The organism is Spiribacter aquaticus, from assembly GCF_007625215.1.
In the GTDB taxonomy this organism is placed as follows: domain Bacteria; phylum Pseudomonadota; class Gammaproteobacteria; order Nitrococcales; family Nitrococcaceae; genus Spiribacter; species Spiribacter roseus.
In genome coordinates this window covers 112,055-134,742 of sequence record NZ_VMKP01000003.1, presented here as the reverse complement: position 1 = coordinate 134,742, position 22,688 = coordinate 112,055, and the positions used below count along the sequence as shown (strand labels likewise).

At 67.1% G+C, this 22,688-nt stretch carries 24 protein-coding genes and 1 tRNA gene; 12 read left to right on the top strand and 13 right to left on the bottom strand.

The window, feature by feature from the left end; all coding sequences use genetic code 11:
- Nucleotides 1-4: 4 nt before the first annotated feature.
- The 7 genes from pth to FPL11_RS07070 all read right to left on the bottom strand — a co-directional run bounded on the left by pth (nt 5) and on the right by FPL11_RS07070 (nt 5,334).
- On the bottom strand, nt 5-580 hold the full coding sequence (gene pth / locus FPL11_RS07100) for an aminoacyl-tRNA hydrolase (protein WP_144348008.1): 576 nt from the start codon (nt 578-580) through the stop codon (nt 5-7).
- Nucleotides 581-583: 3 nt separating this feature from the next.
- A complete protein-coding gene (locus FPL11_RS07095) occupies nt 584-1,255 on the bottom strand; it encodes a 50S ribosomal protein L25/general stress protein Ctc (RefSeq protein ID WP_144348007.1) in 672 nt (223 codons plus the stop codon).
- A gap of 48 nt (nt 1,256-1,303) precedes the next feature.
- Nucleotides 1,304-2,257: a ribose-phosphate diphosphokinase gene (locus FPL11_RS07090; RefSeq protein ID WP_110882909.1), complete on the bottom strand. Its 954-nt coding sequence runs from the start codon at nt 2,255-2,257 to the stop codon at nt 1,304-1,306.
- 26 nt (nt 2,258-2,283) lie between these two features.
- Nucleotides 2,284-2,358, bottom strand: a tRNA-Gln gene (locus tag FPL11_RS07085).
- Nucleotides 2,349-3,218 carry a 4-(cytidine 5'-diphospho)-2-C-methyl-D-erythritol kinase gene (gene ispE / locus FPL11_RS07080; RefSeq protein WP_144348006.1) on the bottom strand — a complete coding sequence of 290 codons (870 nt, stop codon included), beginning with the start codon at nt 3,216-3,218 and terminating at the stop codon, nt 2,349-2,351. The genes FPL11_RS07085 and ispE overlap by 10 nt, the downstream gene beginning before the upstream one ends.
- Nucleotides 3,215-3,829 carry a lipoprotein insertase outer membrane protein LolB gene (gene lolB, locus FPL11_RS07075; RefSeq protein WP_144348005.1) on the bottom strand — a complete coding sequence of 205 codons (615 nt, stop codon included), beginning with the start codon at nt 3,827-3,829 and terminating at the stop codon, nt 3,215-3,217. The genes ispE and lolB overlap by 4 nt, the downstream gene beginning before the upstream one ends.
- Entirely contained in the window at nt 3,826-5,334 is a 1,509-nt protein-coding gene (locus tag FPL11_RS07070) for a tetratricopeptide repeat protein (protein WP_144348004.1), read from the bottom strand. The genes lolB and FPL11_RS07070 overlap by 4 nt, the downstream gene beginning before the upstream one ends.
- Before the next feature lie 72 nt (nt 5,335-5,406).
- On the opposite strand from FPL11_RS07070, the gene hemA reads away from it, so the two are divergent.
- Entirely contained in the window at nt 5,407-6,681 is a 1,275-nt protein-coding gene (hemA, locus tag FPL11_RS07065; RefSeq protein WP_144348003.1) for a glutamyl-tRNA reductase, read from the top strand.
- Nucleotides 6,678-7,766 carry a peptide chain release factor 1 gene (gene prfA, locus FPL11_RS07060; protein WP_144348002.1) on the top strand — a complete coding sequence of 363 codons (1,089 nt, stop codon included), beginning with the start codon at nt 6,678-6,680 and terminating at the stop codon, nt 7,764-7,766. Before hemA ends, prfA begins: the two co-directional genes overlap by 4 nt.
- 15 nt (nt 7,767-7,781) lie before the next feature.
- Here prfA and dksA read toward each other — a convergent pair whose 3' ends face one another.
- The gene (dksA, locus tag FPL11_RS07055) at nt 7,782-8,213 is read right to left on the bottom strand and encodes an RNA polymerase-binding protein DksA (RefSeq protein ID WP_069134121.1); all 432 of its coding nucleotides are present in this window, start codon (nt 8,211-8,213) and stop codon (nt 7,782-7,784) included.
- A gap of 77 nt (nt 8,214-8,290) precedes the next feature.
- Nucleotides 8,291-9,364, bottom strand: coding sequence for a 3-deoxy-7-phosphoheptulonate synthase (locus FPL11_RS07050; RefSeq protein ID WP_144348001.1), 1,074 nt, complete (start codon nt 9,362-9,364; stop codon nt 8,291-8,293).
- Nucleotides 9,365-9,500: 136 nt separating this feature from the next.
- Between FPL11_RS07050 and FPL11_RS07045 the strand changes: the two genes are divergently transcribed.
- From FPL11_RS07045 to FPL11_RS07035, 3 genes are read left to right on the top strand one after another with little or no spacing between them, the layout of a single operon-like run.
- Nucleotides 9,501-9,767, top strand: coding sequence for a Trm112 family protein (locus FPL11_RS07045; protein WP_186295108.1), 267 nt, complete (start codon nt 9,501-9,503; stop codon nt 9,765-9,767).
- A complete protein-coding gene (gene prmC / locus FPL11_RS07040; RefSeq protein ID WP_235013471.1) occupies nt 9,764-10,615 on the top strand; it encodes a peptide chain release factor N(5)-glutamine methyltransferase in 852 nt (283 codons plus the stop codon). The genes FPL11_RS07045 and prmC overlap by 4 nt, the downstream gene beginning before the upstream one ends.
- Nucleotides 10,608-11,366 carry a HesA/MoeB/ThiF family protein gene (locus tag FPL11_RS07035; protein ID WP_144348000.1) on the top strand — a complete coding sequence of 253 codons (759 nt, stop codon included), beginning with the start codon at nt 10,608-10,610 and terminating at the stop codon, nt 11,364-11,366. Before prmC ends, FPL11_RS07035 begins: the two co-directional genes overlap by 8 nt.
- On the opposite strand, the gene hslO is transcribed toward FPL11_RS07035, so the two are convergent.
- Genes hslO through gatC form a run of 4 tightly spaced genes read right to left on the bottom strand, consistent with a single transcriptional unit; the run spans nt 11,354 to nt 15,434 of the window.
- Entirely contained in the window at nt 11,354-12,235 is an 882-nt protein-coding gene (gene hslO / locus FPL11_RS07030; protein ID WP_069134107.1) for an Hsp33 family molecular chaperone HslO, read from the bottom strand. The genes FPL11_RS07035 and hslO overlap by 13 nt on opposite strands.
- Before the next feature lie 6 nt (nt 12,236-12,241).
- On the bottom strand, nt 12,242-13,675 hold the full coding sequence (gene gatB / locus FPL11_RS07025) for an Asp-tRNA(Asn)/Glu-tRNA(Gln) amidotransferase subunit GatB (protein ID WP_144347999.1): 1,434 nt from the start codon (nt 13,673-13,675) through the stop codon (nt 12,242-12,244).
- Between the two features lie 5 nt (nt 13,676-13,680).
- Nucleotides 13,681-15,141, bottom strand: coding sequence for an Asp-tRNA(Asn)/Glu-tRNA(Gln) amidotransferase subunit GatA (gatA, locus tag FPL11_RS07020; RefSeq protein WP_144347998.1), 1,461 nt, complete (start codon nt 15,139-15,141; stop codon nt 13,681-13,683).
- Nucleotides 15,142-15,146: 5 nt separating this feature from the next.
- Nucleotides 15,147-15,434: an Asp-tRNA(Asn)/Glu-tRNA(Gln) amidotransferase subunit GatC gene (gene gatC / locus FPL11_RS07015; protein WP_069134104.1), complete on the bottom strand. Its 288-nt coding sequence runs from the start codon at nt 15,432-15,434 to the stop codon at nt 15,147-15,149.
- Nucleotides 15,435-15,551: 117 nt separating this feature from the next.
- On the opposite strand from gatC, the gene FPL11_RS07010 reads away from it, so the two are divergent.
- From FPL11_RS07010 to FPL11_RS06980, 7 genes are read left to right on the top strand one after another with little or no spacing between them, the layout of a single operon-like run.
- Complete coding sequence (locus FPL11_RS07010; protein WP_069134103.1) at nt 15,552-16,595, top strand: rod shape-determining protein; 1,044 nt, start codon at nt 15,552-15,554, stop codon at nt 16,593-16,595.
- Nucleotides 16,596-16,648: 53 nt separating this feature from the next.
- Complete coding sequence (gene mreC / locus FPL11_RS07005) at nt 16,649-17,482, top strand: rod shape-determining protein MreC (RefSeq protein ID WP_083217687.1); 834 nt, start codon at nt 16,649-16,651, stop codon at nt 17,480-17,482.
- Nucleotides 17,475-17,963, top strand: a complete 489-nt coding sequence (mreD, locus tag FPL11_RS07000; RefSeq protein ID WP_144347997.1) for a rod shape-determining protein MreD — start codon at nt 17,475-17,477, stop codon at nt 17,961-17,963. Before mreC ends, mreD begins: the two co-directional genes overlap by 8 nt.
- A gap of 1 nt (nt 17,964) precedes the next feature.
- The gene (gene mrdA / locus FPL11_RS06995; protein WP_144347996.1) at nt 17,965-19,821 is read left to right on the top strand and encodes a penicillin-binding protein 2; all 1,857 of its coding nucleotides are present in this window, start codon (nt 17,965-17,967) and stop codon (nt 19,819-19,821) included.
- Entirely contained in the window at nt 19,796-20,932 is a 1,137-nt protein-coding gene (gene rodA, locus FPL11_RS06990) for a rod shape-determining protein RodA (protein WP_186295107.1), read from the top strand. Before mrdA ends, rodA begins: the two co-directional genes overlap by 26 nt.
- Entirely contained in the window at nt 20,929-21,924 is a 996-nt protein-coding gene (mltB, locus tag FPL11_RS06985) for a lytic murein transglycosylase B (protein WP_144347995.1), read from the top strand. The genes rodA and mltB overlap by 4 nt, the downstream gene beginning before the upstream one ends.
- Nucleotides 21,921-22,682 (top strand): septal ring lytic transglycosylase RlpA family protein, encoded by a 762-nt coding sequence (locus FPL11_RS06980; protein ID WP_144347994.1) that lies wholly within the window; start codon nt 21,921-21,923, stop codon nt 22,680-22,682. The genes mltB and FPL11_RS06980 overlap by 4 nt, the downstream gene beginning before the upstream one ends.
- Nucleotides 22,683-22,688 lie beyond the last annotated feature (6 nt).

The window sequence follows — 22,688 nt, the reverse complement described above, 5'->3', positions numbered from 1 at the left end:
TGCTCTACTCCCGCGTGTGTAACTGCTGTTGCGCCCGGTCCCAGTCACCGGCGGCCAGCGCCGGTGCCTGGGCCGCGGCGGCATCAATGGCTGAATCAATGGCCGTAAGCTCGGACCGGCCCGGCGCGTGGAGCACGTAGGCGATGACCTGATCGCTGCTGCCCGGATGTCCCACCCCAATGCGCAGTCGGGCGAAGTCGCGGCTGCCCAGCGCCGGGATGATGTCGCGCAGGCCGTTGTGGCCGCCATGCCCCCCGCCGCGCTTGAGCCGCACCACACCCGCGGGCAGATCGATCTCATCATGGGCGACGAGGATGGCTTCCGGGGGGATGCGATGAAACCGCGCCAGCGCCGCCACCGCCCGGCCGCTGTGATTCATGTAGGTATCGGGGCAGAGCAGGTGCAGATCCAGGCCCGCGTCGCGATAACGGCCGATGGCACCGTGGAATTTACGCTCGGCGCGCAGATCCACGCCGAGTCGCTCCGCGACCCGCTCCACAAACCAGAACCCGGCATTATGCCGGGTCCCCGCGTACTTGGGCCCGGGGTTGCCGAGCCCGACGATCAGACGCACCAACAGGCCTCAGTCCTGCTCCTCCGAGCCCTCACCGGTCTCGCTTCCGGCGCTGTCATCGCCCTCTTCGCCGCCTTCCTCGTCTTCCTCGACGGCCTTGCGCGGCACGTGGATGCTGACCAGCACCGGATCATGGTCGTGCTCGACATCCAGCCCGGGAAAGACCACGCCCTCGGGGGCATCGATCTGTGACAGGTGAATGCTTTCACCGACATCCAGCTGGGCGATATCGACGTCGATGGAGGTCGGCAGATCGTCCGGCAGACACTCCACGTCGATTTCGATCAGGTCATGGTGGACCACACCGTTGCCCTGCTTGACGCCAATGGCCTCTTCCTGGTGCAGCAGATGGATCGGAACCTGCTGGCGCATCTTCTCGCCGGCCTTGATCCGCAGCAGATCCATGTGGGTCACCAGCGGCTTGAAGGGGTGACGCTGCAGATCCTTGAGGATGGCCTTCTCGGTCCGCTTACCCTTGACCTTGATATCGAGGATCTGGGAGAAGAACGTTTCCTCGCGCATCAGGCGCAGGATCTGTTCCTCGTCAAAGGACAGCGACACGGGTTTCTTGCCCGCCCCGTAGAGGATGCCGGGCACCCGCTTGGCACGACGCAGGCGGCGGCTCGCACCCTTACCCTGGTCGTCGCGTACGGCGGCATCCAGTTTCAGTTCAACACTCATTGCAGTTTTCTCCGTCAGGGCCCCCGCGACCAGGGGCGATTGGGACGATCAGTCGACGAAAAGCTCGCTGACCGACTCGTCGTTGTTCACCCGCCGCATGGTCTCGGCGAGCATTTCCGCCAGCGACAGCTGGCGAATCCGGTCACTGGCCTCGGCGGCGGGGGACAGCGGAATGCTGTCGGTGACCACCAGTTCGTCCAGATGACTGTTTTCGATGCGCTCGATGGCGGGGCCCGAGAGGACCGGGTGGGTGATATACGCCACCACGCGTCCGGCGCCCCGTTCCTTGAGCGCGGCGGCCGCCTGGCAGAGCGTCCCGGCGGTGTCGATGATGTCGTCGACAATCACGCAGGTCTTGTCCTCGACATCACCGATGATGTTCATGACCTCGAGTTCATTGGCCCGCGGCCGGCGCTTGTCGATGATGGCCAGATCGGCATTGTCGAGGCGTCGGGCCACGGCCCGGGCGCGCAGGACACCGCCGACATCCGGCGAGACCACGATCTTGTCGGCATGGGTCTGGCGCCAGATATCCCCCAGCAGGACCGGCGAGGCATAGACGTTGTCGACGGGGATATTGAAAAAACCCTGGATCTGGTCGGCATGCAGATCAACGGTGATGACCCGATTGATGCCCGCGGTGGTGATCATGTCGGCGGCGAGTTTCGCGGTGATCGGCACGCGCTGCGATCGCTGCCGGCGGTCCTGACGGGCGTAGCCGTAATAGGGAACCACCGCCGTGATGCGCGCCGCCGATGATCGCCGCAGGGCATCCGCGATGACCATCAGCTCCATGAGATTGTCGTTGGTGGGCGCGCAGGTCGGCTGGATGATGAACACATCATGGCCGCGCACATGCTCGTTGATTTCGACCTGGACCTCGCCATCGCTGAAGCTCGTGACCACGGCATCGCCAAGGCGGGTCTTGAGGTGCGAGGCCACGGCTCGGGCGAGATCCGGATTGGCGTTCCCCGCGAACACCATCATGCTTCCGTTTTCCATGGCGTGTGCACCCTGCTCCTGATATGTGGCTGGGGCGGCAGGATTCGAACCTGCGCATCCGGGGATCAAAACCCCGTGCCTTACCGCTTGGCTACGCCCCATTTGATGATGCCTGCTGCATTGCGAGCCGATCGAGCAGTGGCGAGCGACTCGCTGCCCGCGTCACCCAGACCGTCCCGCGACCATCGACGCCCGTGCGCGCCCGCTCGGCGGCGTCGCGATCGTTAAAACAGGCAAAAAGGCACCCCCCGGTGCCTGTGAGCCGCGACGGCCCATACTCCGAGAGGGCGTCGATCGCGCTCGCGACCGGCGGATAAAGCCGCCGGACAGTTGCCTCGCAATCATTGCGCAAGGCCATCGTTTTGAAGCCGGATATTGTTATACGCTCAGTATGCCGTGTCAATTTGGGATCACCGAACACCGCTGCCGTGCTGACCTCGACCCGCGGGTCCACAACCACCAGCCACGGGCGGTCGGCCTCCACCACCGTCAACCGCTCGCCCACGCCTTCCGCCCAGGCCGCCCGGCCGCGGACAAAGACCGGGACATCGGCCCCCAGCTCCAGACCGACGGCCTCCAGAGCCGTCCCGCTCAGGCCGCATCCCCAGAGCGCGTTGAGGGCGACGAGGGTCGTCGCGGCATCCGAGGAGCCGCCTCCCAGGCCAGCGCCGGCGGGGATGCGTTTATCGACATGGATATGCACGCCGGCCCGGCAACCGGTCCGGGCCTGCAGGGCGCGGGCCGCGCGGACCACCAGATCATCCGCCGCCGGCAGCCCGGCAACGCCGCCGTCACGCGTGATCTCCGGGCCGTCAGTCAGCGTAAAGTCGAGCCCATCGCAAGGATCGATGAACTGAAACAGGGTCTGGAGGGCGTGATAGCCATCCGGCCGCCGGCCGGTGATGTGCAGGAAGCGGTTGATCTTGGCCGGCGCCGGCCAGCCCGTTGATCGCTGGCTCATCCCCCCGGCGACCAATGGCGGACCACCATGCGGACCGACGTCTCCGCCCGGGTCACCGCCACGCGTCCGGGCAGCGGGAAACCGTCCACCGACTCGAAGGCCTCATAGCTCACCCGCCAACCGCCCTGACGGATCATGCCCGGGCGCCCCGCGGGATCCAGGGTGACGCGCCCCTCGAGCCATGGCACCGGTTGCCCGGTCACCCAGTAGCGCAGAAAACCCACCGGCAGATCGTAACCAGTGACCGCCCGCACCAGCTCACGCGGGCTCTCGGCACGGTAGCGTCCGCCATCGGCCGTACGCACCGTAACCCCGTCGGCATCGCCAGTGATGCGCAGGCTGCCGGCACCCAGCGCGCCGCGCAGATCTATTCGGTATGCCGCTTGATCCTGACGCCAGGTCAGCGCCGCGGTCGCCCCCTGTTCACCCAGTTGCAGCGACGTGCGGCCGTTGAGCTGCCACGCGTCCGGGGCGGCCGGCGGCGTCCAGTCGGCCAGCCGCACGCTGTCATCGCTCACCTCGGGGGCTGGCGGCCGAACCGCACAGCCAACCAGCAGCACGCCCAACGTCAACGCCGCCGCCAGACCCGCAAACCGCCGCCACCGGTTCAATTCAAACGCTCCATGGTCTCCTCCAGCACCGGGTGATCACTGTGACCGGACGCAGCCGCCCGCCAGATGGCCCGTGCCTCGTCGCGCCGTCCCAGCACCCACAGCACCTCTCCCAGGTGCGCGGCGATCTCCGGGGCGCCATCGGTCATTTCGTGGGCACGCCGCAGATACTCAAGCGCCGCAGCGGGCCGGCCCTGACGGTATTCCGCCCAACCCATGCTGTCGATGATCGCCGCCGATTCGGGGCGGATCCGGTAGGCCTCTTCGATCAGGGCGGCGCCCTCGTCGATGCGCGGGGTCTGATCCACCAGGGTGTAGCCCAAGGCATTGAGGGCCTCGGCATGGGCCGGATCGTCGCGAATGATACGGCGCAGATCGGTCTCCGCACCGGCGAGATCATCCGTGGCAATCCGAGCCATGGCACGCGCGTAGCGCAGTTCGGCATCCGCAGTCCGCCCCTCGAGCGCACGGTTGTAGACCTCGAGGCTCTCACCGGTCCGACCGAGGCGGCGCAGCAGCCGGCCCTCCAGCAGCAGACTCTGGCGCGTGGCCGAGCCGGCGCCCGCCCGGAGCCGGCGCAGCGCCGTCAGTGCCAGCTCGTCCGCGCCGCTACGCAACGCCAGAACAATGGCGGCATTGAGCATCCGCGGCTGTGTCACGCCCGCCTCGACCAGCTGCCGGAATTCCGCGAGGGCGGCGGCCTCACGCTCGCGCTCGAGCAGGGCCCGGGCGTATTCAAAGCGCAGCGAGGCATTATCCGGCGACGCCGCCAGCAATTCAGCAAAGATCGCGAATGCCGCGTCAGGCCGGTCCAGTGCCAGCAAGGCATCGGCGCGCAGCAGGCGGGCACTGCGCAGGTCCGGTTGCCGATCGAGCGCCTGATCGACCGCCTCGAGGGCGACCCGCGGCGCCTCACGAGCGATCGCCACCCGGGCCAGCGCCAGTCGGGCCGCCCGGGATTGCGGCAGGGCATCGGCAATCGCCGCCATGACCTGCAGGGACTCCGCTGGCAGTGCCCGATCGGACAGGCGCCGGGCCAGCCCATCAAGGGCCACATCACGCTCCCCGGGGTCATCCGGGAGGCTTTCAAGCAACCGGGCCGCGGCCCCCTCGACATCGTCGTTGCGCAGCCTCACGAGTCCCTGCAGGCGCAGGGCGTCACGACTGTCGGGAGCGAGCTCGATCCATCGCGCGGACAGCCGCCGGGCGGCGGCCAGGTCATCGGCAAGCAGCGCCAGCCGCGTGCCCCGCTCCACCGCGGCGGCATCGCCAAGGCGTCCGCCGACGGCATCGTAAAGGCGGCTGGCGCGCTCCACATCACCCCGCGCGGCGGCGAGCTCGGCCGCCATCACGCCGGTCAGGGGCGAGGCTTCAACGGGATCCACCGCCGCCCGGCCGTCGTCCTTCACCGGCGCACAGGCCACCATCAGGGCAACGGCCAGAAAGCTCCCCAACCCCCGCCGCCAGCGGGCCTGTCGCCAATGTCGAGTCGCGAACCTTCTCATCGACCCAGTATCCTACTTGTGTTGAGGCAATGCTGCCCTACAATCTGCCACATTCCAGTCAGCCGGATCCCGATGCCAGTCGTCACCCTGGGGCTCAACCACGAATCCGCACCGCTCGCCGTCCGCGAGCAGGTGGTGTTGTCGGCGGAAACGCTGGACAGTGCACTGTCCGCGCTCGCCGAGCGCCCCGGCGTGCGCGAAGCGGCGGTATTGTCCACCTGCAACCGCACCGAGATCTACGCGGTCCTGGCGCCCGAGGCCACTCCGGCCATCCTGCATCGCTGGCTGGCCCAGCAACAGGACCTGGACCCGGACTGGCTCGATCCGTATCTGTACACACTCGAGGGCCGGGATGCCGTTGTCCACCTCCTGCGGGTGGCCGCGGGCCTGGACTCGCTGGTGCTCGGCGAACCGCAGATCCTCGGCCAGGCCAAACTGGCCTATCACTCGGCCGCCGGCGCCGGTCTGCTGGGGCAGATCCTGGACCGGCTTTTCCAGCATGCGTTTTCGCTGGCGAAGCGCGTGCGCACCGAGACGGCGATCGGCGCCCATCCGGTGTCGGTGGCGTTTGCCGCGGTCACCCTGGCCCGTCAGATCTTCGATCGACTGGATCGCCGGCGCGCGCTGCTGATCGGCGCCGGGGAGATGATCGAACTCACCGCCCGGCACTTCCGCGAGCAGGGCATGGGCGAGCTGGTCATCGCCAACCGCAGCCGCGAACGGGCCGAGTCACTGGCAAGCACCTGTGGCGGCAGCGCGCTGGGACTGGACGAGCTTGAGGCGTTCCTGCCCCGTGCCGACATCATCATTTCCTGCACGGCCAGCCCCGAGCCGGTCCTCCACTATGATCAGGTCCGCGCAAGCCTACGCCAGCGCCGCCATGAGCCGGTGTTCATGGTCGATCTGGCAGTGCCGCGGGATATCGAGACCCGCATCGACCAGCTCGAGGATGTCTACCTGTACACTGTCGATGACCTGCGCGATGTCATCGACCGCAATCAGCGCAACCGCGCGGCGGCCGCTACCGAGGCGGAGTCCCTGGTCCAGGAGCAGGCCGACCGGTTCATGGACTGGGTGCGCACCCTCGATGCGGTCAGCGCCATCCGACGCTTTCGGCGCCATGGCGAGCGACAGCGCGAGTATGCCCTGGAGCAGGCGCGCCGCGAGATCAGCGCCGGCCAGCCCCCGGAACAGGTGCTGGAGGCACTGGCGCACCGACTGACCCGCAAACTCCTGCATCTGCCCACGCTGGGCCTGCGTGAGGCGGCCCGCAGTGGCGATCCGGAAACCATCCGGCAGAGTCGTCGCATGCTGGGCATCGACGAAAGCCGGGACGACGACGAATGAACGACAATCTGCGCCGCAAGCTCCAGAGCCTTCTGGAGCGCCATGAAGAGATCGAGCAGTTGCTCGCCGACCCAGAGGTGATCGGAGACAACCGCGAGTTCACCCGCCTGTCGCAGGAGTACTCGCGGCTCGAACCGCTGGCGGCCACGCTGACGGCGTTCGAATCGGCGGAAACCGATCTGGCCCATGCCGAGGAGCTGGCCGAGGATGGCGACGAGGCCATGCGGGCGCTGGCCGAAGAGGAAATTGACACCGCCCGTCGCCGTCTCGAGTCGCTTGAGCGGGATCTGACGCTGCTGATGATCCCCGAAGATCCCAATGACACCCGCAACACCTTCGTCGAGATCCGTGCCGGAACCGGCGGGGACGAGGCCGCGCTTTTCGCCGGCGATCTGCTGCGGATGTATCTACGTTACGCCGAACAGCAGGGCTGGCGGACCGAACTGCTCAGTGAAAGCCCCGGCGAACAGGGCGGCTACCGCGAAGTGGTGGCGCGCATCGCCGGCGATCGGGTCTACTCAAGGCTCAAGTTCGAATCCGGCGCTCACCGGGTCCAGCGCGTGCCCGCCACCGAGTCCCAGGGCCGCATCCACACCTCGGCCTGCACGGTCGCCATCCTGCCCGAAGCCGCGGAAATCGATGAAATCGAGATCAACCCCGCGGATCTTCGCGTGGACACCTTCCGGGCCTCCGGCGCGGGAGGGCAGCACGTCAACAAGACCGACTCGGCCGTGCGCATGACGCATCTCCCCAGTGGCGTGGTCGTGGAATGCCAGGAGGAACGCTCTCAGCACAAGAACCGGGCCAGGGCCCTGTCCCTGCTACAGGCGAGATTGATGGACCAGCAGCGGGATGCGGCGGTGGCCGAGCGGACCGAGACCCGACGCCAGCTGGTGGGCACAGGTGATCGGTCCGATCGCATCCGCACCTACAACTTCCCGCAGGGCCGGGTCACCGACCATCGGATCAATCTGACCCTGTACAAGCTGGAGTCGATCCTCGCCGGCCATCTCGAATCGGTGATCGACCCGCTGATAAATGAGCACCAGGCCGACCAGCTCGCCGAGCTGTCGGCCGAACAGTAAACCCCGCGTCGCGGCTCAGGCGACGCGCTGTTTCTCGCGGATCTCCTCGAGGGTCTTGCAGTCGACGCACAGCGTGGCGGTCGGCCGGGCCTCGAGCCGGCGGATGCCGATCTCGACGCCGCATTCATCGCAATACCCGTAGTCGTCCTTGCGGATCCGCTCCAGGGTCTTGTCGATCTTGCGGATCAGCTTGCGCTCACGATCGCGGGTACGCAGCTCGAGGGCGAACTCCTCTTCCTGGGTCGCCCGGTCGGCCGGATCGGCGTAATGATTGGCGTCATCACGCATATGACTGACCGTGCGCTCCACCTCTTCCTGCAGCTGCTGTTTCCACGCGCCGAGGATCGCCTCGAAATGGGCCAGCTGGGCCTCGCTCATGTAGGCCTCGTCGTCGGCGGGCTGGTATGGCTCGATGCCGCGCACGGGCAGAGAAGCGTTATCGGTCATGGTTACCTCCATTGGCTCGACCGCTCATTCAACTGCGCGCCGGCCAAGCGGTCAAGCGCGATCTTTCCTGTTCGGCCTCAGGCGATCCGCGCCTGAAGCGGTTGCGAGAGTTTTGCCGCGGCCTCGCGCAGCACGCGCTCAGTGGTTGCCCAGTCAATGCAGCCATCGGTGATCGACACGCCATACTCAAGGGTCGACGGATCGTTGCCGAGCTTCTGCTTGCCCCAGCCGATCTGGCTCTCGATCATCACTGCGACGATCGACCGGTTTCCTTCGACAATCTGGTTGACCAGATTATCCATGACCAGCGGCTGCAGCCCCGGATCCTTGTTCGAATTGGCATGGCTGCAGTCCACCATCAGGCAGGCCGACAGCCCTTCGTCCGCCAGCGCCTTTTCGCACAGCGCAATGCTCACCGAGTCGTAGTTGGGCTGATCACCGCCGCGCAGCACCACGTGTCCATAGCGATTGCCGGCGGTGCGGATGATCGCCGAGCGGCCATCGTGCTGGGTGATCCCCAGAAAACTGTGCGGGCTCGCCGCCGAGCGCATGGCGTTGATGGCCACATCCAGGCTGCCGTCGGTCCCGTTCTTGAAGCCGACCGCCGTTGACAGGCCACTGGCCATTTCGCGATGGGTCTGCGACTCGGTGGTGCGGGCACCGATCGCGGTCCAGCTGATCAGATCACCCAGGTACTGCGGTGTAATCGGGTCGAGCGCCTCAGTACCGGCGGGCAGCCCCAGTTCCGCCAGATACAGCAGAAGATCGCGGGCCCGACGGAGCCCCTCCTCGATGTCGAAACTGTCGTCCATGTAAGGATCATTGATCAGGCCCTTCCAGCCCACCGTGGTGCGCGGTTTTTCAAAGTACACCCGCATGACGATGAACAGCGAGTCACTGAGCTCGTCATGCAGCGCCTTCAGTCGCCGGGCGTAGTCCTTGGCCGCGTCAAGGTCGTGGATCGAGCAGGGGCCGATCACCACCAGCAGGCGCGGGTCCCGGCCGTCGAGGATCGCCTCCACCGCAGCGCGGCCGGCCTTGACGGTCTCCTCACCCGACGCCGAGAGGGGCTGCCGCGCCTTGAGCTCAGCCGGTGTGGGCAGCGGATCCTGGGCCAGGACGTTCAGGTTGTCGATGGGGGGCTCACTCATGGCGTGTTGGTCTCACTATGAACGTTATCGTCGATGCCCGCATGGTAGCCCGGCGGCCGGATTTTCTCTACGCCCCGGGGCGCCGCCGGGCCGCAGTCTGCTATCCTTGATCATCATTTCGACAGGTTCAATCGTCATGGCTATCGATCGCAAATTACTCGACATTCTTTGCTGCCCGGTGACCAAGCAGCCGGTGCACGTGCTGGGACGACGCGAGCTGAAGGCGCTGAACGAGCGCATCAACGCGGGCGATGTCCACTACCAGGACGACAGCCCCGTCGAGACGCCGCTCGAGGAGGGCCTGGTCACCGCCAATGAAGAGCGCATCTACCGGGTGGATGACGGCATCCCCGTGATGCTCGAAGAGCGCGCCATCAACCTGCGGGCCGCCGACCTGAAGTGACCGGTGCGGTGACGCTGGCCGAGGCCCGGCAGCGCGGGCAACGGATGCTCGACGCGGTCAGCGCCAGTGCCGCCGTGGATGCAGACTGGCTGCTGGGCGCCGCCACCGGGCAATCCGCCGCGCAGCGCCGGGCCCATCCCGAGCAACCCCTGGCGGAGCCGGCCTGGCGGCGCTATCAGGGACTGCTCCAGCGGCGCTATCGCGGCGAGCCCGTCGCCTATCTGCTGGGCCGCTGCGGCTTCATGGACTTTGAACTGGTGGTGACGCCGGCGGTACTCATCCCGCGCCCCGAAACCGAACATCTCGTGGAGGCGGCGCTCGAGTCCCCGGCCGCCCGGGTGCTCGAGCTGGGCACGGGCAGTGGTTGCATCGCCATTGCGCTGGGCCGTGCCTGGCCCAACGCCCGTATCGACGCCACCGACCAGTCTGCCGAGGCGCTGACCGTGGCCAACCAGAACGCGGCGCTGCTCGGCGTCGACAATCTGCGCCTGCGCCAGGGTGACTGGTACGAGCCGGTTGGCACCGCACGCTACGACCTGATCGTGTCCAATCCGCCCTACATCGGGCCCGCCGAGCCGGAGCCGGACCAGGGCGATGCCCGCTTTGAGCCGCGTGCGGCGCTGCGCGCGGACGAATCGGGGCTGGCCGCGCTGCGCATCATCATCGAGGGCGCCGCCGCGCATCTCGAAGACGCCGGCCGGCTCTGGGTCGAACATGGGCATACCCAGGGGCCGGCGGTACGGGAATACCTGGCCGCCCAGGGTTTTGAGGCCATCGAGACCCGGCGTGATCTGGCCGGGCACGAGCGGATCAGCGGTGGCCGCCGGGGAGCACAGCGCCATGAATGACGAGCAGCTGATCCGCTACAGCCGGCAGATCATGGTGCCGGGTCTGGACCTTGACGGTCAGGCCCGGCTGTTGGCCAGCCGCATCCTGCTGGTGGGTGCCGGGGGGTTGGGCTCGGCAGTGGCACTCTATCTGGCCGCGGCGGGGGTCGGGCACCTGCGGGTGGCGGATTTCGATCGGGTCGAGCTCACCAACCTACAGCGCCAGATCCTCCACGGCACGGCGGACATCGGCCGGCTGAAGACCGACTCGGCCCGCGACCATGTCGCCGCGCTCAACCCGGAGGTCACCGTCGAGCCCATCGAGCAGGCCCTGGACGCCGATAATCTGCCCGCACTGGTCGCCGATGTGGATCTGGTGATCGACGGCTCCGATCGGTTCTCCACCCGCTTTGCCGTCAACGCGGCCTGTGTGCGGGCCGGCCGCCCACTGATCACCGGCGCTGTCATCGGCATGGACGGACAGGTGGCCGTCCTGCGACCGGATCTGGAGGGCCCCTGCTACCGCTGCCTGTACGCCGATACCGGCGAAGAAACCCTTGGCTGCAGCGAAACCGGGGTGCTCGGGCCGCTACCCGGTGTCGTCGGCAGCCTGCAGGCCGTGGAGGCCATCAAGGTACTGACCGGGCTCGGGGAGCCGCTCAATCATCGTCTGTTGATGGTGGATGCACTGGATCAGCGTTGGCGGCGCATCGAGCTGCGCCGCGACCCCGCCTGTCCGGTTTGTGGCAGCGCCGCGGGTCAGTGCGACTGACGGCTGTCGGGTGAGCGACTGGCGGGGTCGGTGAACATCGCCTCGATGTCGACGGCGTCAAACCGATAGGGCTCGTTGCAGAAGTCGCAGTGCACTTCCACGCGCCCCTCGGCTTCGAGGGTTTCGCGCATCTCCGCCTCGCCAAGGCCTTCCAGCATGGCCGCCACTCGCTCACGTGAACAGCGGCAGCGGAAGCGGAACGGCATCGGGTCGAACAGCCGGATGTCCTCTTCATGGAACAGGCGCCGGATGACCTCGCCCGGCGCCAGTTCGCGCAGTTCCGGGCCGGTGATGGTGGCCGCCAGCTGATCGGCCCGGGCCCAGGCGTCGGCGTCGCCATCGGCGGCATCGCTGGCCGGCAGGCGCTGGATCAGCATGCCCGCGGCATGCCCCTCACGGGCGGACAGCCAGACCCGGGTGGGGAGCTGTTCGGACTCACTGAAATAATGCTCCAGCGCGGCGCCCAGACTGCCGCCGCGCAGATCCACCACCCCCTGATAGCGCTCGCCGTCCTTCTCGGGGTCGATGGTGATCGCCAGCGTCCCCTGCACGGCCTGCTCATCGATCGGGACATCCGCCGGCACCCGATCGCCGGTCCGCGCCATGGCGCGCAGCGATCCATCGCTGCCGGCCTGCACCAGCAGCAGCCGAAGCGGCCCGTCCGCCTGCAGCTGCAGGGTCAGATCGCAGGCTGACTTGAGCGTGGCCGCCAGCAGCGCCACCGCCGCCAGGCCTTCGCCAATCAGCCGATCGACGGCCGGCTCGTGGTCGGTGCGCCGGGTGATGGCGGTGAACGATTCGTCGAGCTGCACGACTTCGCCACGCACGTCCGCGTTTTCGAACAGAAATCGATGAAGCCGATCAGTCATTATGCATCAACCGTCCAGCCGGCGTTTGAGGATCTCGTTGACCTGCTGCGGATTCGCCTTGCCGCCTGAGGCCTTCATCACCTGACCGACGAAAAAGCCCATCAGTTTCGTCTTACCGGCGCGGTACTGCTCGAGCTGTCCGGGGTTGGCGGCGATCGCTTCCTCGACCATGGCCTCGATGGCGGCATTGTCGGTGACCTGACGCAGGCCGCGGTCGTTGATGACCGTGTCGGCATCGCCCTCGCCGTTCCAGAGGGCTTCGAACACCTCCTTGGCGATCTTCCCGGAAATGGTCTCGTCACGGATCCGCAGCAACAGCCCCGCCAGCATGGCGGCATCGATCGGGCTCTGGGTAATCTCGAGGCCGGCCTTGTTGAGCGCTCCGGACAATTCGCCCATCACCCAGTTGGCCGACAGCTTGGCATCGCCGGCAGCGGCCGCCACCGCCTCGAAGTAGTCGGCCAGCTCGCGCGAGCCGGTGAGCACGCCGGCATCGTAGGCGGACAGGCCATAGTCGCGCTGAAAACGCCCGGACTTGGCGTCGGGCAGTTCGGGCAGTTCGTCGCGCACCCGGTCGATGTGCGCGGGAGTGATCTCCAGCGGCAGCAGGTCAGGGTCGGGGAAGTATCGATAGTCGTGGGCCTGCTCCTTACCCCGCATCGACCGGGTCTCACCCCGGTCGGGGTCGAACAGCCGGGTCTCCTGGATCACCTCACCGCCGTCCTCGATCAACTCGATCTGGCGTTCGATCTCGAAGTTGATGGCGCGCTCGACAAACCGGAATGAGTTCAGGTTCTTGAGCTCGGCCCGGGTGCCGAAACGGGTTTCCCCCACCGGCCGGACCGATACGTTGGCATCGCAGCGGAAACTGCCCTCCTGCATGTTGCCGTCGCAGATCCGCAGGTAGCGCACCAGCGAGTGCATCTTTTTCATGTACGCCACCGCCTCCCGGGCCGACCGCAGCTCGGGCTCCGAGACAATCTCAAGCAGCGGCGTGCCCGCCCGGTTGAGGTCGATACCGGTCATGCGCGTGAACCCCTCGTGAAGGCTCTTGCCGGCATCCTCCTCGAGGTGCGCGCGGGTGACGCCAATGCGCCTGCGGGTGCCGTCGTCCAATTCGATATCAAGGTGGCCGGCGCCCACCACCGGCAGTTCGTACTGCGAGATCTGGTAGCCCTTGGGCAGATCCGGGTAGAAGTAGTTCTTGCGCGCGAACACCGAGCGGCCCGCCACGTCGGCATTCAGCGCCAGCCCCAGGCGGATGGCATAGTCCACGGCGCGTTCGTTGAGCACCGGCAGCATCCCCGGCATGCCCAGATCGATCGCTGACGCCTGCCGGTTGGCCTCGGCCCCGTAGGCGGTCGGCGCGCCCGAGAAGATCTTGGTCCGGGTGGCGAGCTGCGCGTGCAGCTCAAGCCCGATCACTGCTTCGAATTGCATGTCCGCTACTCCTCCACCGGCGGCCGCTGACGGTGCCAGTCGGTGATCTGCTGATAGCCATGGGCCGCGCCCAACAGCCGTCCCTCATCGAAGTGACTGCCGATCAGCTGCAGCCCGATGGGCCGGCCGCCGCCGCCGAATCCCGCCGGCACGGACAGCGCCGGGAGGCCGGCCAGATTGACGGCGATGGTGAAGATGTCGGACAGGTACATCTGCACCGGATCGTCGGCCTTCGCGCCCAGCGGGAACGCCGTCGACGGCGCCGTGGGCCCGGCGATGACGTCCACTGACTCGAACGCCCGGGCAAAGTCCTGCTGCACCAGTCGGCGCACCTGCTGGGCCTTGTGATAGTAGGCATCGTAGTAGCCCGCCGACAGGGCGTAGGTGCCCACCATGATGCGGCGCTTGACCTCTTCGCCGAAGCCCTCGCCGCGGCTGCGCTTGTAGAGATCCTCGAGGTCGGCCGGCGCCTCGCAGCGGTAGCCGTAGCGCACACCGTCGAATCGCGACAGATTGGATGACGCCTCCGCCGGTGCGATCACGTAATACACCGGCACCGCCATGCCGGCGTTGGGCAGGGAAATCTCCCGGACCTCGGCGCCGGCATCGCCCAGGGCCTGGGCGGCCGCGCTGATGCCGCCCGACACCTCGGCGTCGACGCCCTCCGCTTCGAGGAACTCACGGGGCAGCCCCACCCGCAGGCCGCGCAGATCGGTCGCGGCCATCTGTGCCCGGTAATCCGGTACCGGTCGCTCGACGCAGGTGGAATCGCGGCGGTCGAAGCCGGCCATGCCCTGCAGCAGAATCGCCAGATCCTCGGCACTCGAGGCCATGGGGCCGGCCTGGTCCAGACTCGAGGCGAAGGCGACGATGCCATATCGCGAGACGCGGCCGTAGGTCGGCTTGAGGCCGCTGATCCCGGTGAGTGCCGCGGGCTGGCGGATGGAGCCACCGGTGTCCGTACCGGTGGCCGCCGGTACCAGACCCGCGGCGACGGCCGCCGCCGAACCGCCCGACGAACCACCGGGCACGGCCTGGCGGTCCCAGGGGTTTTTCACCGCGCCGAAATAACTCGTCTCATTGGATGAGCCCATGGCGAACTCATCCATGTTGGTCTTGCCCACACTGACCGTGCCGGCCGCGCGCAGCCGCTCGACGACGAACGCGTCGTAGGGCGGCACGAAGTTCTCGAGCATGCGGCTGGCGCAGCTCGTGCGGACGCCCTCGGTGCAGAAGATATCCTTGTGGGCGATGGGGATACCGGTCAGCGGGCCCGCTTCGCCGCGGGCGCGGGCGGCGTCCGCCGCCTCAGCCTCGGCCAGCGCCGATTCAGGCGTCACGGTGATGAAGGCGTTTAGGTCGGCCGCCCGCTCGATGCGCTCGAGCGCGGCGCGGGTCAACTCGACGCTGGAGCACTCGCCGCGCTCGAGCGCCGTCGCCAGTTCGGCAATGGTCTGATCATGCATGGGATTTACTCGATGACGCGGGGGACGAGGTAGTGACCGGCCTCGGTTGCCGGGGCGATCGCCTGGAAGCGCTCGCGCTCATCCGGCTCGGTGGGCTCGTCGGGCCGCAGGCGCTGGGTCATTTCCAGCGGATGGGCGAGCGGCTCGACGCCCTCGGTGTCGACGGCACTGAGCTGCTCGACGAAATCGAGAATCTCGGAGAGGTTGCGGGCGTAGGCCTGACTGGCCGGTTCACTGATGGACAGCCGCGCCAGATGGGCGATCTGGCCGACTTCATTCGCATCGATGGGCATCGTCGATTCCCTGGGTGTCGGTTCGTTAAGCGATTAAAACTACCATAGGCCGTATCTTGCCCAAACCCCCGCCGGTTGGTAGATTGATGCGTCTTTTCAACGCGTCTGGAATTCTTCATGTTCAAGGGCATACGGGGTGTTTTCTCCAACGACCTTTCAATCGACCTAGGTACGGCGAATACCCTGATCTATTCCCGCGGCCAGTCGATCCTGCTTGATGAGCCCTCGGTGGTTGCCATTCGTCAGGATCGCGATGGGGGCCCCAAGACCATCGCCGCCGTCGGACGCGAAGCCAAGATGATGCTGGGGCGCACCCCGGGCACCATCAAGGCGATCCGGCCATTGAAGGACGGCGTCATCGCCGACTTCACCGTCACCGAGAAAATGCTCCAGCACTTCATCAAGAAGGTCCACGAGGCGCGGTTTTTCCGCCCCAGCCCGCGGGTGCTGGTGTGCGTGCCCTGCGGCTCCACCCAGGTCGAGCGGCGCGCGATCCGCGAATCGGCCGCCGGGGCCGGTGCCCGCGAGGTCTTCCTCATCGAAGAGCCCATGGCGGCTGCGATCGGCGCCGACATGCCGGTGGGCGAGGCGCGCGGCTCGATGGTGCTCGACATCGGCGGGGGCACCTCGGAGGTCGCGGTGGTGTCGCTCAATGGCATTGTCTACTCGGCATCGGTGCGCATCGGCGGTGACCGCTTCGACGAAGCCATCGTCAATTACGTGCGGCGCAACTACGGCATCCTCATCGGCGAATCCACCGCCGAGCAGATCAAGCAGCAGATTGGCCAGGCCTTTCCGGGCAACGAGGTCCGCGAGCTCGAGATCAAGGGGCGCAACCTCGCCCAGGGCATCCCGCGCAGCTTCACCCTCAACAGCAACGAAATCCTCGAAGCTCTGCAGGAGCCGCTCTCGGGGATCGTGGGGGCGGTCAAGACGGCGCTCGAGCAGACGCCGCCCGAGCTTGGCGCCGACGTCGCCGATCGTGGCATCGTGATCACCGGCGGCGGCGCGCTGTTACGCAACATCGACCGCCTGCTCATGGAGGAAACCGGACTGCCGGTGGTGCTGGCCGAAGAACCGCTGACATCCGTGGCGCGCGGCGGCGGGCGGGCACTCGAGCTCATGGACGAAAAAGGCGCGGATCTTTTCACCAGCGAGTGACCGTGCCTGCTCCCGTGTAACCGGCACAGTGTTTCACTGGAGGCTGCAGGACCATTAAACCGCTTTTCTCACAGACGCCATCCGTCACCGCCCGGTTTGTCCTGGCGGCGATCGTGTCCATCAGCCTGCTGCTCGCCGATCACCGGATCGGGCTGCTCGAACCGGTCCACCACGCACTGTCCGTGGTGACCGAGCCCCTGCGCCTGATGGCCGCCCTGCCCGCCCGGCTGGGCGATCGGGCCGAACAGACATTGACGAGCCGCCGCGAACTGATCGCCGAGAATCAGCGCCTGGAGGATCGACAGAAGGTCTACGAGGCCCGTCTGCAGCGGCTCGACGCCCTCGAGGTTGAAAACATCCGGCTGCGCCGCCTGCTGGACTCCTCCTACGAGCTCGAGCGTCCGGTGGTCATCGCCGAGCTCACCGGCGTCGATCTCGACCCGTTCAACCATGTCATCCAGATCAGCAAGGGTCTGCGCGACCGCATCCGGGTCGGCCAGCCCGTCATCGACGCTGAGGGCGTGCTCGGACAGGTCGAGACGGTCGCCGCGTTCACCGCCACGGTGCGGCTGATCAGCGATCCCAGCCATGGGATTCCGGTCCAGGTGAATCGCAATGGACTGCGCAGTGTCGCCTTTGGCACCGGCCGGACCGATACCCTCACCATTTCGAGCCTGCCGAATAACGCCGATATCCGCGAGGGGGATCTGCTGGTCACCTCGGGCCTGGGGGAACGTTTCCCCGCCGGGTACCCGGTGGGCGAGGTGCGGCGCATTGAACGCGACGACGGCAGGGCGTTTTCCGAGATCCAGGTCGAGCCGCTGGGACGGATCGGGCAGGTCAAGGAGGTACTGCTGATCGAAGACCGGGGCAGTGGCGATGAATAGCGCCCAGCCCCACGCGCGATGGGTGATCGCCGTCACGCTGGTGGTCGCGCTGACCCTCATGATCCTGCCCCTGCCGGCAGGGCTCGAACCCTATCGCCCGGAATGGGCGATGCTGGTCATCCTTTACTGGAGTCTGGCGCTGCCGGTTCGGGTGGGTGTGGGGGTTGCGTGGCTGATCGGCCTGCTGCAGGACGTCATCCAGGCGACCGCGCTGGGCTCGCATGCACTCGCCTTCGCCCTGGTCGCCTACCTGACCATTCAGCTGTGTCAGCGCCTGCGCAACGTTCCAATCTGGCAACAGACCCTGACGGTGCTGGGCCTGGTGCTGCTGGCCCGCGCGCTGCTTTTCATCACCCGCGGGCTCAGCGACAGCGCGGGTGTCGACTGGCGCTTCTGGCTGCCGGCGCTGACCAGCACCCTGATCTGGCCACCGGTCTTTGTGCTGCTGCGTTTCCTGCGCCGGCGCTTTCAGGTCAACTGACATGGATCTCGGCACGTTCCGCGACACCCCCCGCGAGCGGCAGGTCGTTCGCCGCCGGTTGCTGATCGCCGGCGTCATCGGGGCGCTGCTGTGCCTGCTACTCGCCGGCCGCATCGCCTATCTCCAGACCGCGCGATACGACCACTTCGCCGCCCAATCCCAGGATAACCGGGTGCGCATCGCCTCCGTCGCGCCCACCCGGGGGATCATCCGCGACCGCGAGGGGCGCGTGCTTGCCGACAATCAGCCCGCCTTCCGTCTGACCATCGTCCCCGAGCGCGTCGACGATCTGAGCGGCCTGCTCGACCAGCTCGATGATCTGGTGGATATCAGCGCGGCCGAGCGGGCGGCGTTCCGTGACGCGCGGCAGCGTAGCCGCGGATTCCAGGCCATCCCACTGAAACGTCAGCTCAGCGAAGCGGCCGTCGCCCGCATCGCCGCCAACCGCCACCGCTTTCCCGGCGTTGAGGTCCAGCCCCACCTGATCCGCCACTATCCCTACGGACCCATCGGCACGCATGCCATTGGCTACGTCGGTCGCATCAGCGAATCCGAACTGCGCAGCCGTGACCGCCGGGCGTATCGGGGCAGCAGCGTCATCGGCAAGACCGGGCTCGAGAAAGCCTACGAGCGCCGACTGCGCGGTGAAATGGGTTCGGAGCGCATCGAAACCAATGCACTGGGCCGGCCAATTGATGTGATCGAGCGCGACCCACCCACCCCGGGCGAGGATCTCACCCTGACCCTGGACATCGGCCTGCAGCGCATCGCCGAACAGAGCCTGGGGGATTACCGCGGCGCGATCGTGGCGATGGACCCCCGCGATGGAGCCATTCTTGCGCTCGCCAGCCAGCCCGGCTTCGATCCCAATGCGATCAGCGCCGGGCTGGACCGCCAGGCATTCGAAACGCTGAGCCGCGATCCCGACCAGCCGCTCTACAACCGGGCCATCAGCGGTCGCTACCCGCCCGGCTCGGTGATCAAGCCCTTTCTGGGCCTGGCCGGTATGGCCGATGGCGCCATGACGCCCGATGAGGAGATCCACTGCAACGGGACCTTTCGGCTGCCCAATGTCTCGCGGGTCTGGCGGGACTGGAAACGCGAGGGCCACGGCGACGTCGATCTCAACGAGGCCATCGCCGAGTCCTGCGATGTCTACTATTACGAGCTTGCAGACCGCATGGGCATTGACCGCATGCATGACTGGATGACCCGCTTCGGCTTTGGTGTCGACAGCGGTCTCGCACTGCCCGGCGAACGTCAGGGGGTCATGCCGTCACGCGCCTGGAAACAGCGCAATAGGGGCGAATCCTGGTACCGCGGCGAGACCATCAACACAGGGATCGGGCAGGGATTCACCCTGGCGACCCCCATTCAGATGGCCACCTCGACGGCAATGCTCGCCAACCGCGGCGCGCCCATCGTGCCGCATCTGCTGGCGGGACGCCCGGACAGCGACGGCGCCACACCCCCCGTCGGGCCGATGCGCCTCGAGGACGAAACCCTGTGGCAGACGACCATCGATGCCATGGTCGACGTGGTCCACGGCGAGCGCGGCACCGCCCGGGCCATTGGCGAAGACCTTGACTACCGGATCGCCGGCAAGACCGGGACGGCCCAGGTCATCGGGATCGCCCAGGGCGAGGAATATGACGAGGCCGCCATCGACGCCCGGCACCGGGATCATGCGCTGTTTACCGCGTTCGCACCGGCCACCTCACCGCGTCTGGTGGTGACAGTACTCGTGGAAAACGGCGGCAGTGGCAGCACGACGGCAGCGCCCATGGCGCGCCGGGTCATCGATGCCTGGATGAATCGGGAGGAGCAAGGCAGTGAGCTGGGCCGAGAGTCGCGTTAACGCCGTGGCCCGCCGGGCGACCGGGGATGTGCTGCAGCGGGCCCTGCACCTGGACGGGGTGCTGCTGGGTCTGGTGGCGCTGCTCTCCGGACTCGGCGTCGTCATCCTCTACAGCGCCTTTGGCGGCAGCATCGCAGCGGTCCAAGACCACCTCGTGCGCCTGGCAGTCGGCGCGGCCGGCATGATCGTCGCCGCCCAGATCCCACCCTGGCAGCTGCGGCGCATCGCCCCCTGGCTGTTCGGCCTGGGCGTGGTGCTGCTGGTGGCGGTACTGGTCGTGGGTGAATCAGGCGGCGGCGCGCGGCGCTGGCTGGATCTGGGGGTGGCGGGTTTCCAGCCCTCCGAATTGATGAAGCTGGCGGTGCCGATCATGGTCGCCTGGGTCATCGCCCGGTCCGCCATGCCGGTATCAACCGGGCGCGCCGCCGCCACACTGGCGATTATCGCGCTACCGGTGGGGTTGATCGGCAGCCAGCCCGACCTGGGCACGGCCGTTCTGATTGGTGCAGCCGGCGCCGGGGTCCTGTTTCTGGGCGGCATCGGCTGGCGCTTGATCGCCGCGCTGATCGGGCTGGTGGCGGCGGCCGTGCCACTGCTCTGGCAGTTCGGCATGCAGGACTATCAGCGCCAACGCGTGCTGACCTTTCTGGACCCGACCCGTGACCCGCTGGGCGCCGGATACAACATCATTCAGTCGCAGATCGCCATCGGTTCGGGCGGCATCCATGGCAAGGGCTGGCTGAATGGCACCCAGGCCCACCTCGAGTTCATCCCTGAGCGCCACACCGACTTCGTGTTCGCCGTCATGGCCGAGGAGTTCGGGCTTGTCGGGGTGTGCGCCCTGCTGGTTCTTTATCTGCTGATCACGCTGCGCGGGCTGTGGATCGCCTACCAGGCGCAGGATAATTTCTCGCGTCTTCTGGCCGGTGGCCTGTCACTGACCTTTTTCGTCTACTGCTTCGTCAATATCGGCATGGTCTCGGGCCTGCTGCCGGTGGTGGGCCTGCCCCTGCCCCTGATCAGTTACGGCGGATCGGCCATGGTGACGCTTCTGGTCGGCTTCGGTATTCTCATGTCCATTCATACCCACCGGCGGATGTGGTCATCTTGAACACGCTCCATCGCCTTTTCGGCACAACGGCGGCCGCGCTGCTGATCCTGGTCCCACTGGCGCTGGGCACGAGCAACGTGGGGGCCGATCCCGGGGCGATCCGTGCCTTCAGTGAAGCGCTCGCGGCCCGGCATGACTGGGACGCCCGGCGTATCGAGGCGCTGATCAACGATGAGGCCATCCATCAGCCCGATATCATCGAGGCCATCCGCCGACCCGCTGAAGCGATGCCCTGGTCGCGCTATCGGCCGATCTTCCTGACCGAGGCACGCATTGAAGCGGGCCGTGCCTATCAACAGCGCCATCGCCGCTGGCTCACGGCGGTCGAGGACACCTATGGCGTCCCCGCCGAGATCGTGGTCGCGATCATTGGCGTCGAGACCTTCTATGGCCGCTACGCCGGCAACTACCGCGTCCTCGACGCGCTGCGTACGCTGGGCTTCGGCTATCCACCCCGCGCCGAATTCTTTCGCGACGAGCTCGAGGCGTTCCTGGTCCTGGCCCGCGAAGAAGGCTTCGCGCCCACCGACCCGCTGGGGTCTTACGCCGGCGCCATGGGCATTCCGCAGTTCATCAGCAGCAGCTATCGGGCCTACGCCGTTGACTTCAACGAAAACGGTCGGCGGGACCTTTTCTCGGAGCCCGCCGATGCCATCGGCAGCATCGGTCACTACCTGGCCCGACATGACTGGCAGGCGGATGCGCCCATTGCCGTTCCGGCACGGGTCGAGGGCGAAGACTGGCAGTCACACCTGTACGAATCTCTGGCCCCGCAGGACACCGTCGCAACGCTGGCGGCCGCGGGGGTTCACCCTTCCACCCCGCTCAGCGCCGGCCTTGATGCGCGTCTGCTGCAACTCCAGGCCGAGGCCGGTGACAAGTACTGGATCACCCTGCGCAACTTCTACGCCATCACCCGCTACAACCACAGCGCCCTTTACGCCATGGCGGTTCATCAGCTGGCCGAGCGCATCGGCGGAGGGGGAAGATGAGTCGGCTTGCCGTCGGCCTGTTGGCACTGCTGATGGCCGGTTGCAGCGGCCTCGTGCCCGAGCCGCAGGACGGGCCGGGGCGAGTCATCGACGATCCCATGGCGATCCCCGATGCGGTGCCCCAGTCGGTGCCCGCCAGTCGCTATGGCAATCCCGAGCAGTACGAGGTGTTCGGGCAGACCTACCGGGTGATGGACAGTGCCGCCGGGCATCGCGAGCGCGGCATCGCCTCGTGGTATGGCAGCAAATTCCAGGGCCGGCGGACTTCAAGCGGCGAACCCTACGACATGTATGCCATGACCGCCGCACACAAGCACCTGCCGCTGCCGACTTGGGTCGAGGTGCGGCACCTGGACACCGACCGGTCGATTGTCGTGAAGGTCAACGACCGCGGACCGTTCGCCGATGACCGGATCATTGACCTGTCCTACGCGGCCGCCGCCAAGCTCGGCATGCTCGAGCGCGGCACGGCACCGGTGGAGATCCGGGTGGTCACGCCCGATGAACCGACCCGCGGCGATTACTGGATCCAGATGGCCGCTTTCCGCGACGCCGGCAACGCCCGGCAACTGGCCCGGCAGTTGCAGGAGGCCCCGCTGTCGGCATCCCCCGTGATCCGCGAGGGGGGCGATGGCCTGCATCGAGTGCGCCTTGGCCCCCTGCCCGATTCCGCGGGCGTCGATCAGCTTCGGGCCGAGCTGGAGAACGCCCGTTTTTCCCCCGGACATGTCATTATTCCCGCTGACTCCAGCGACTGAAAACCG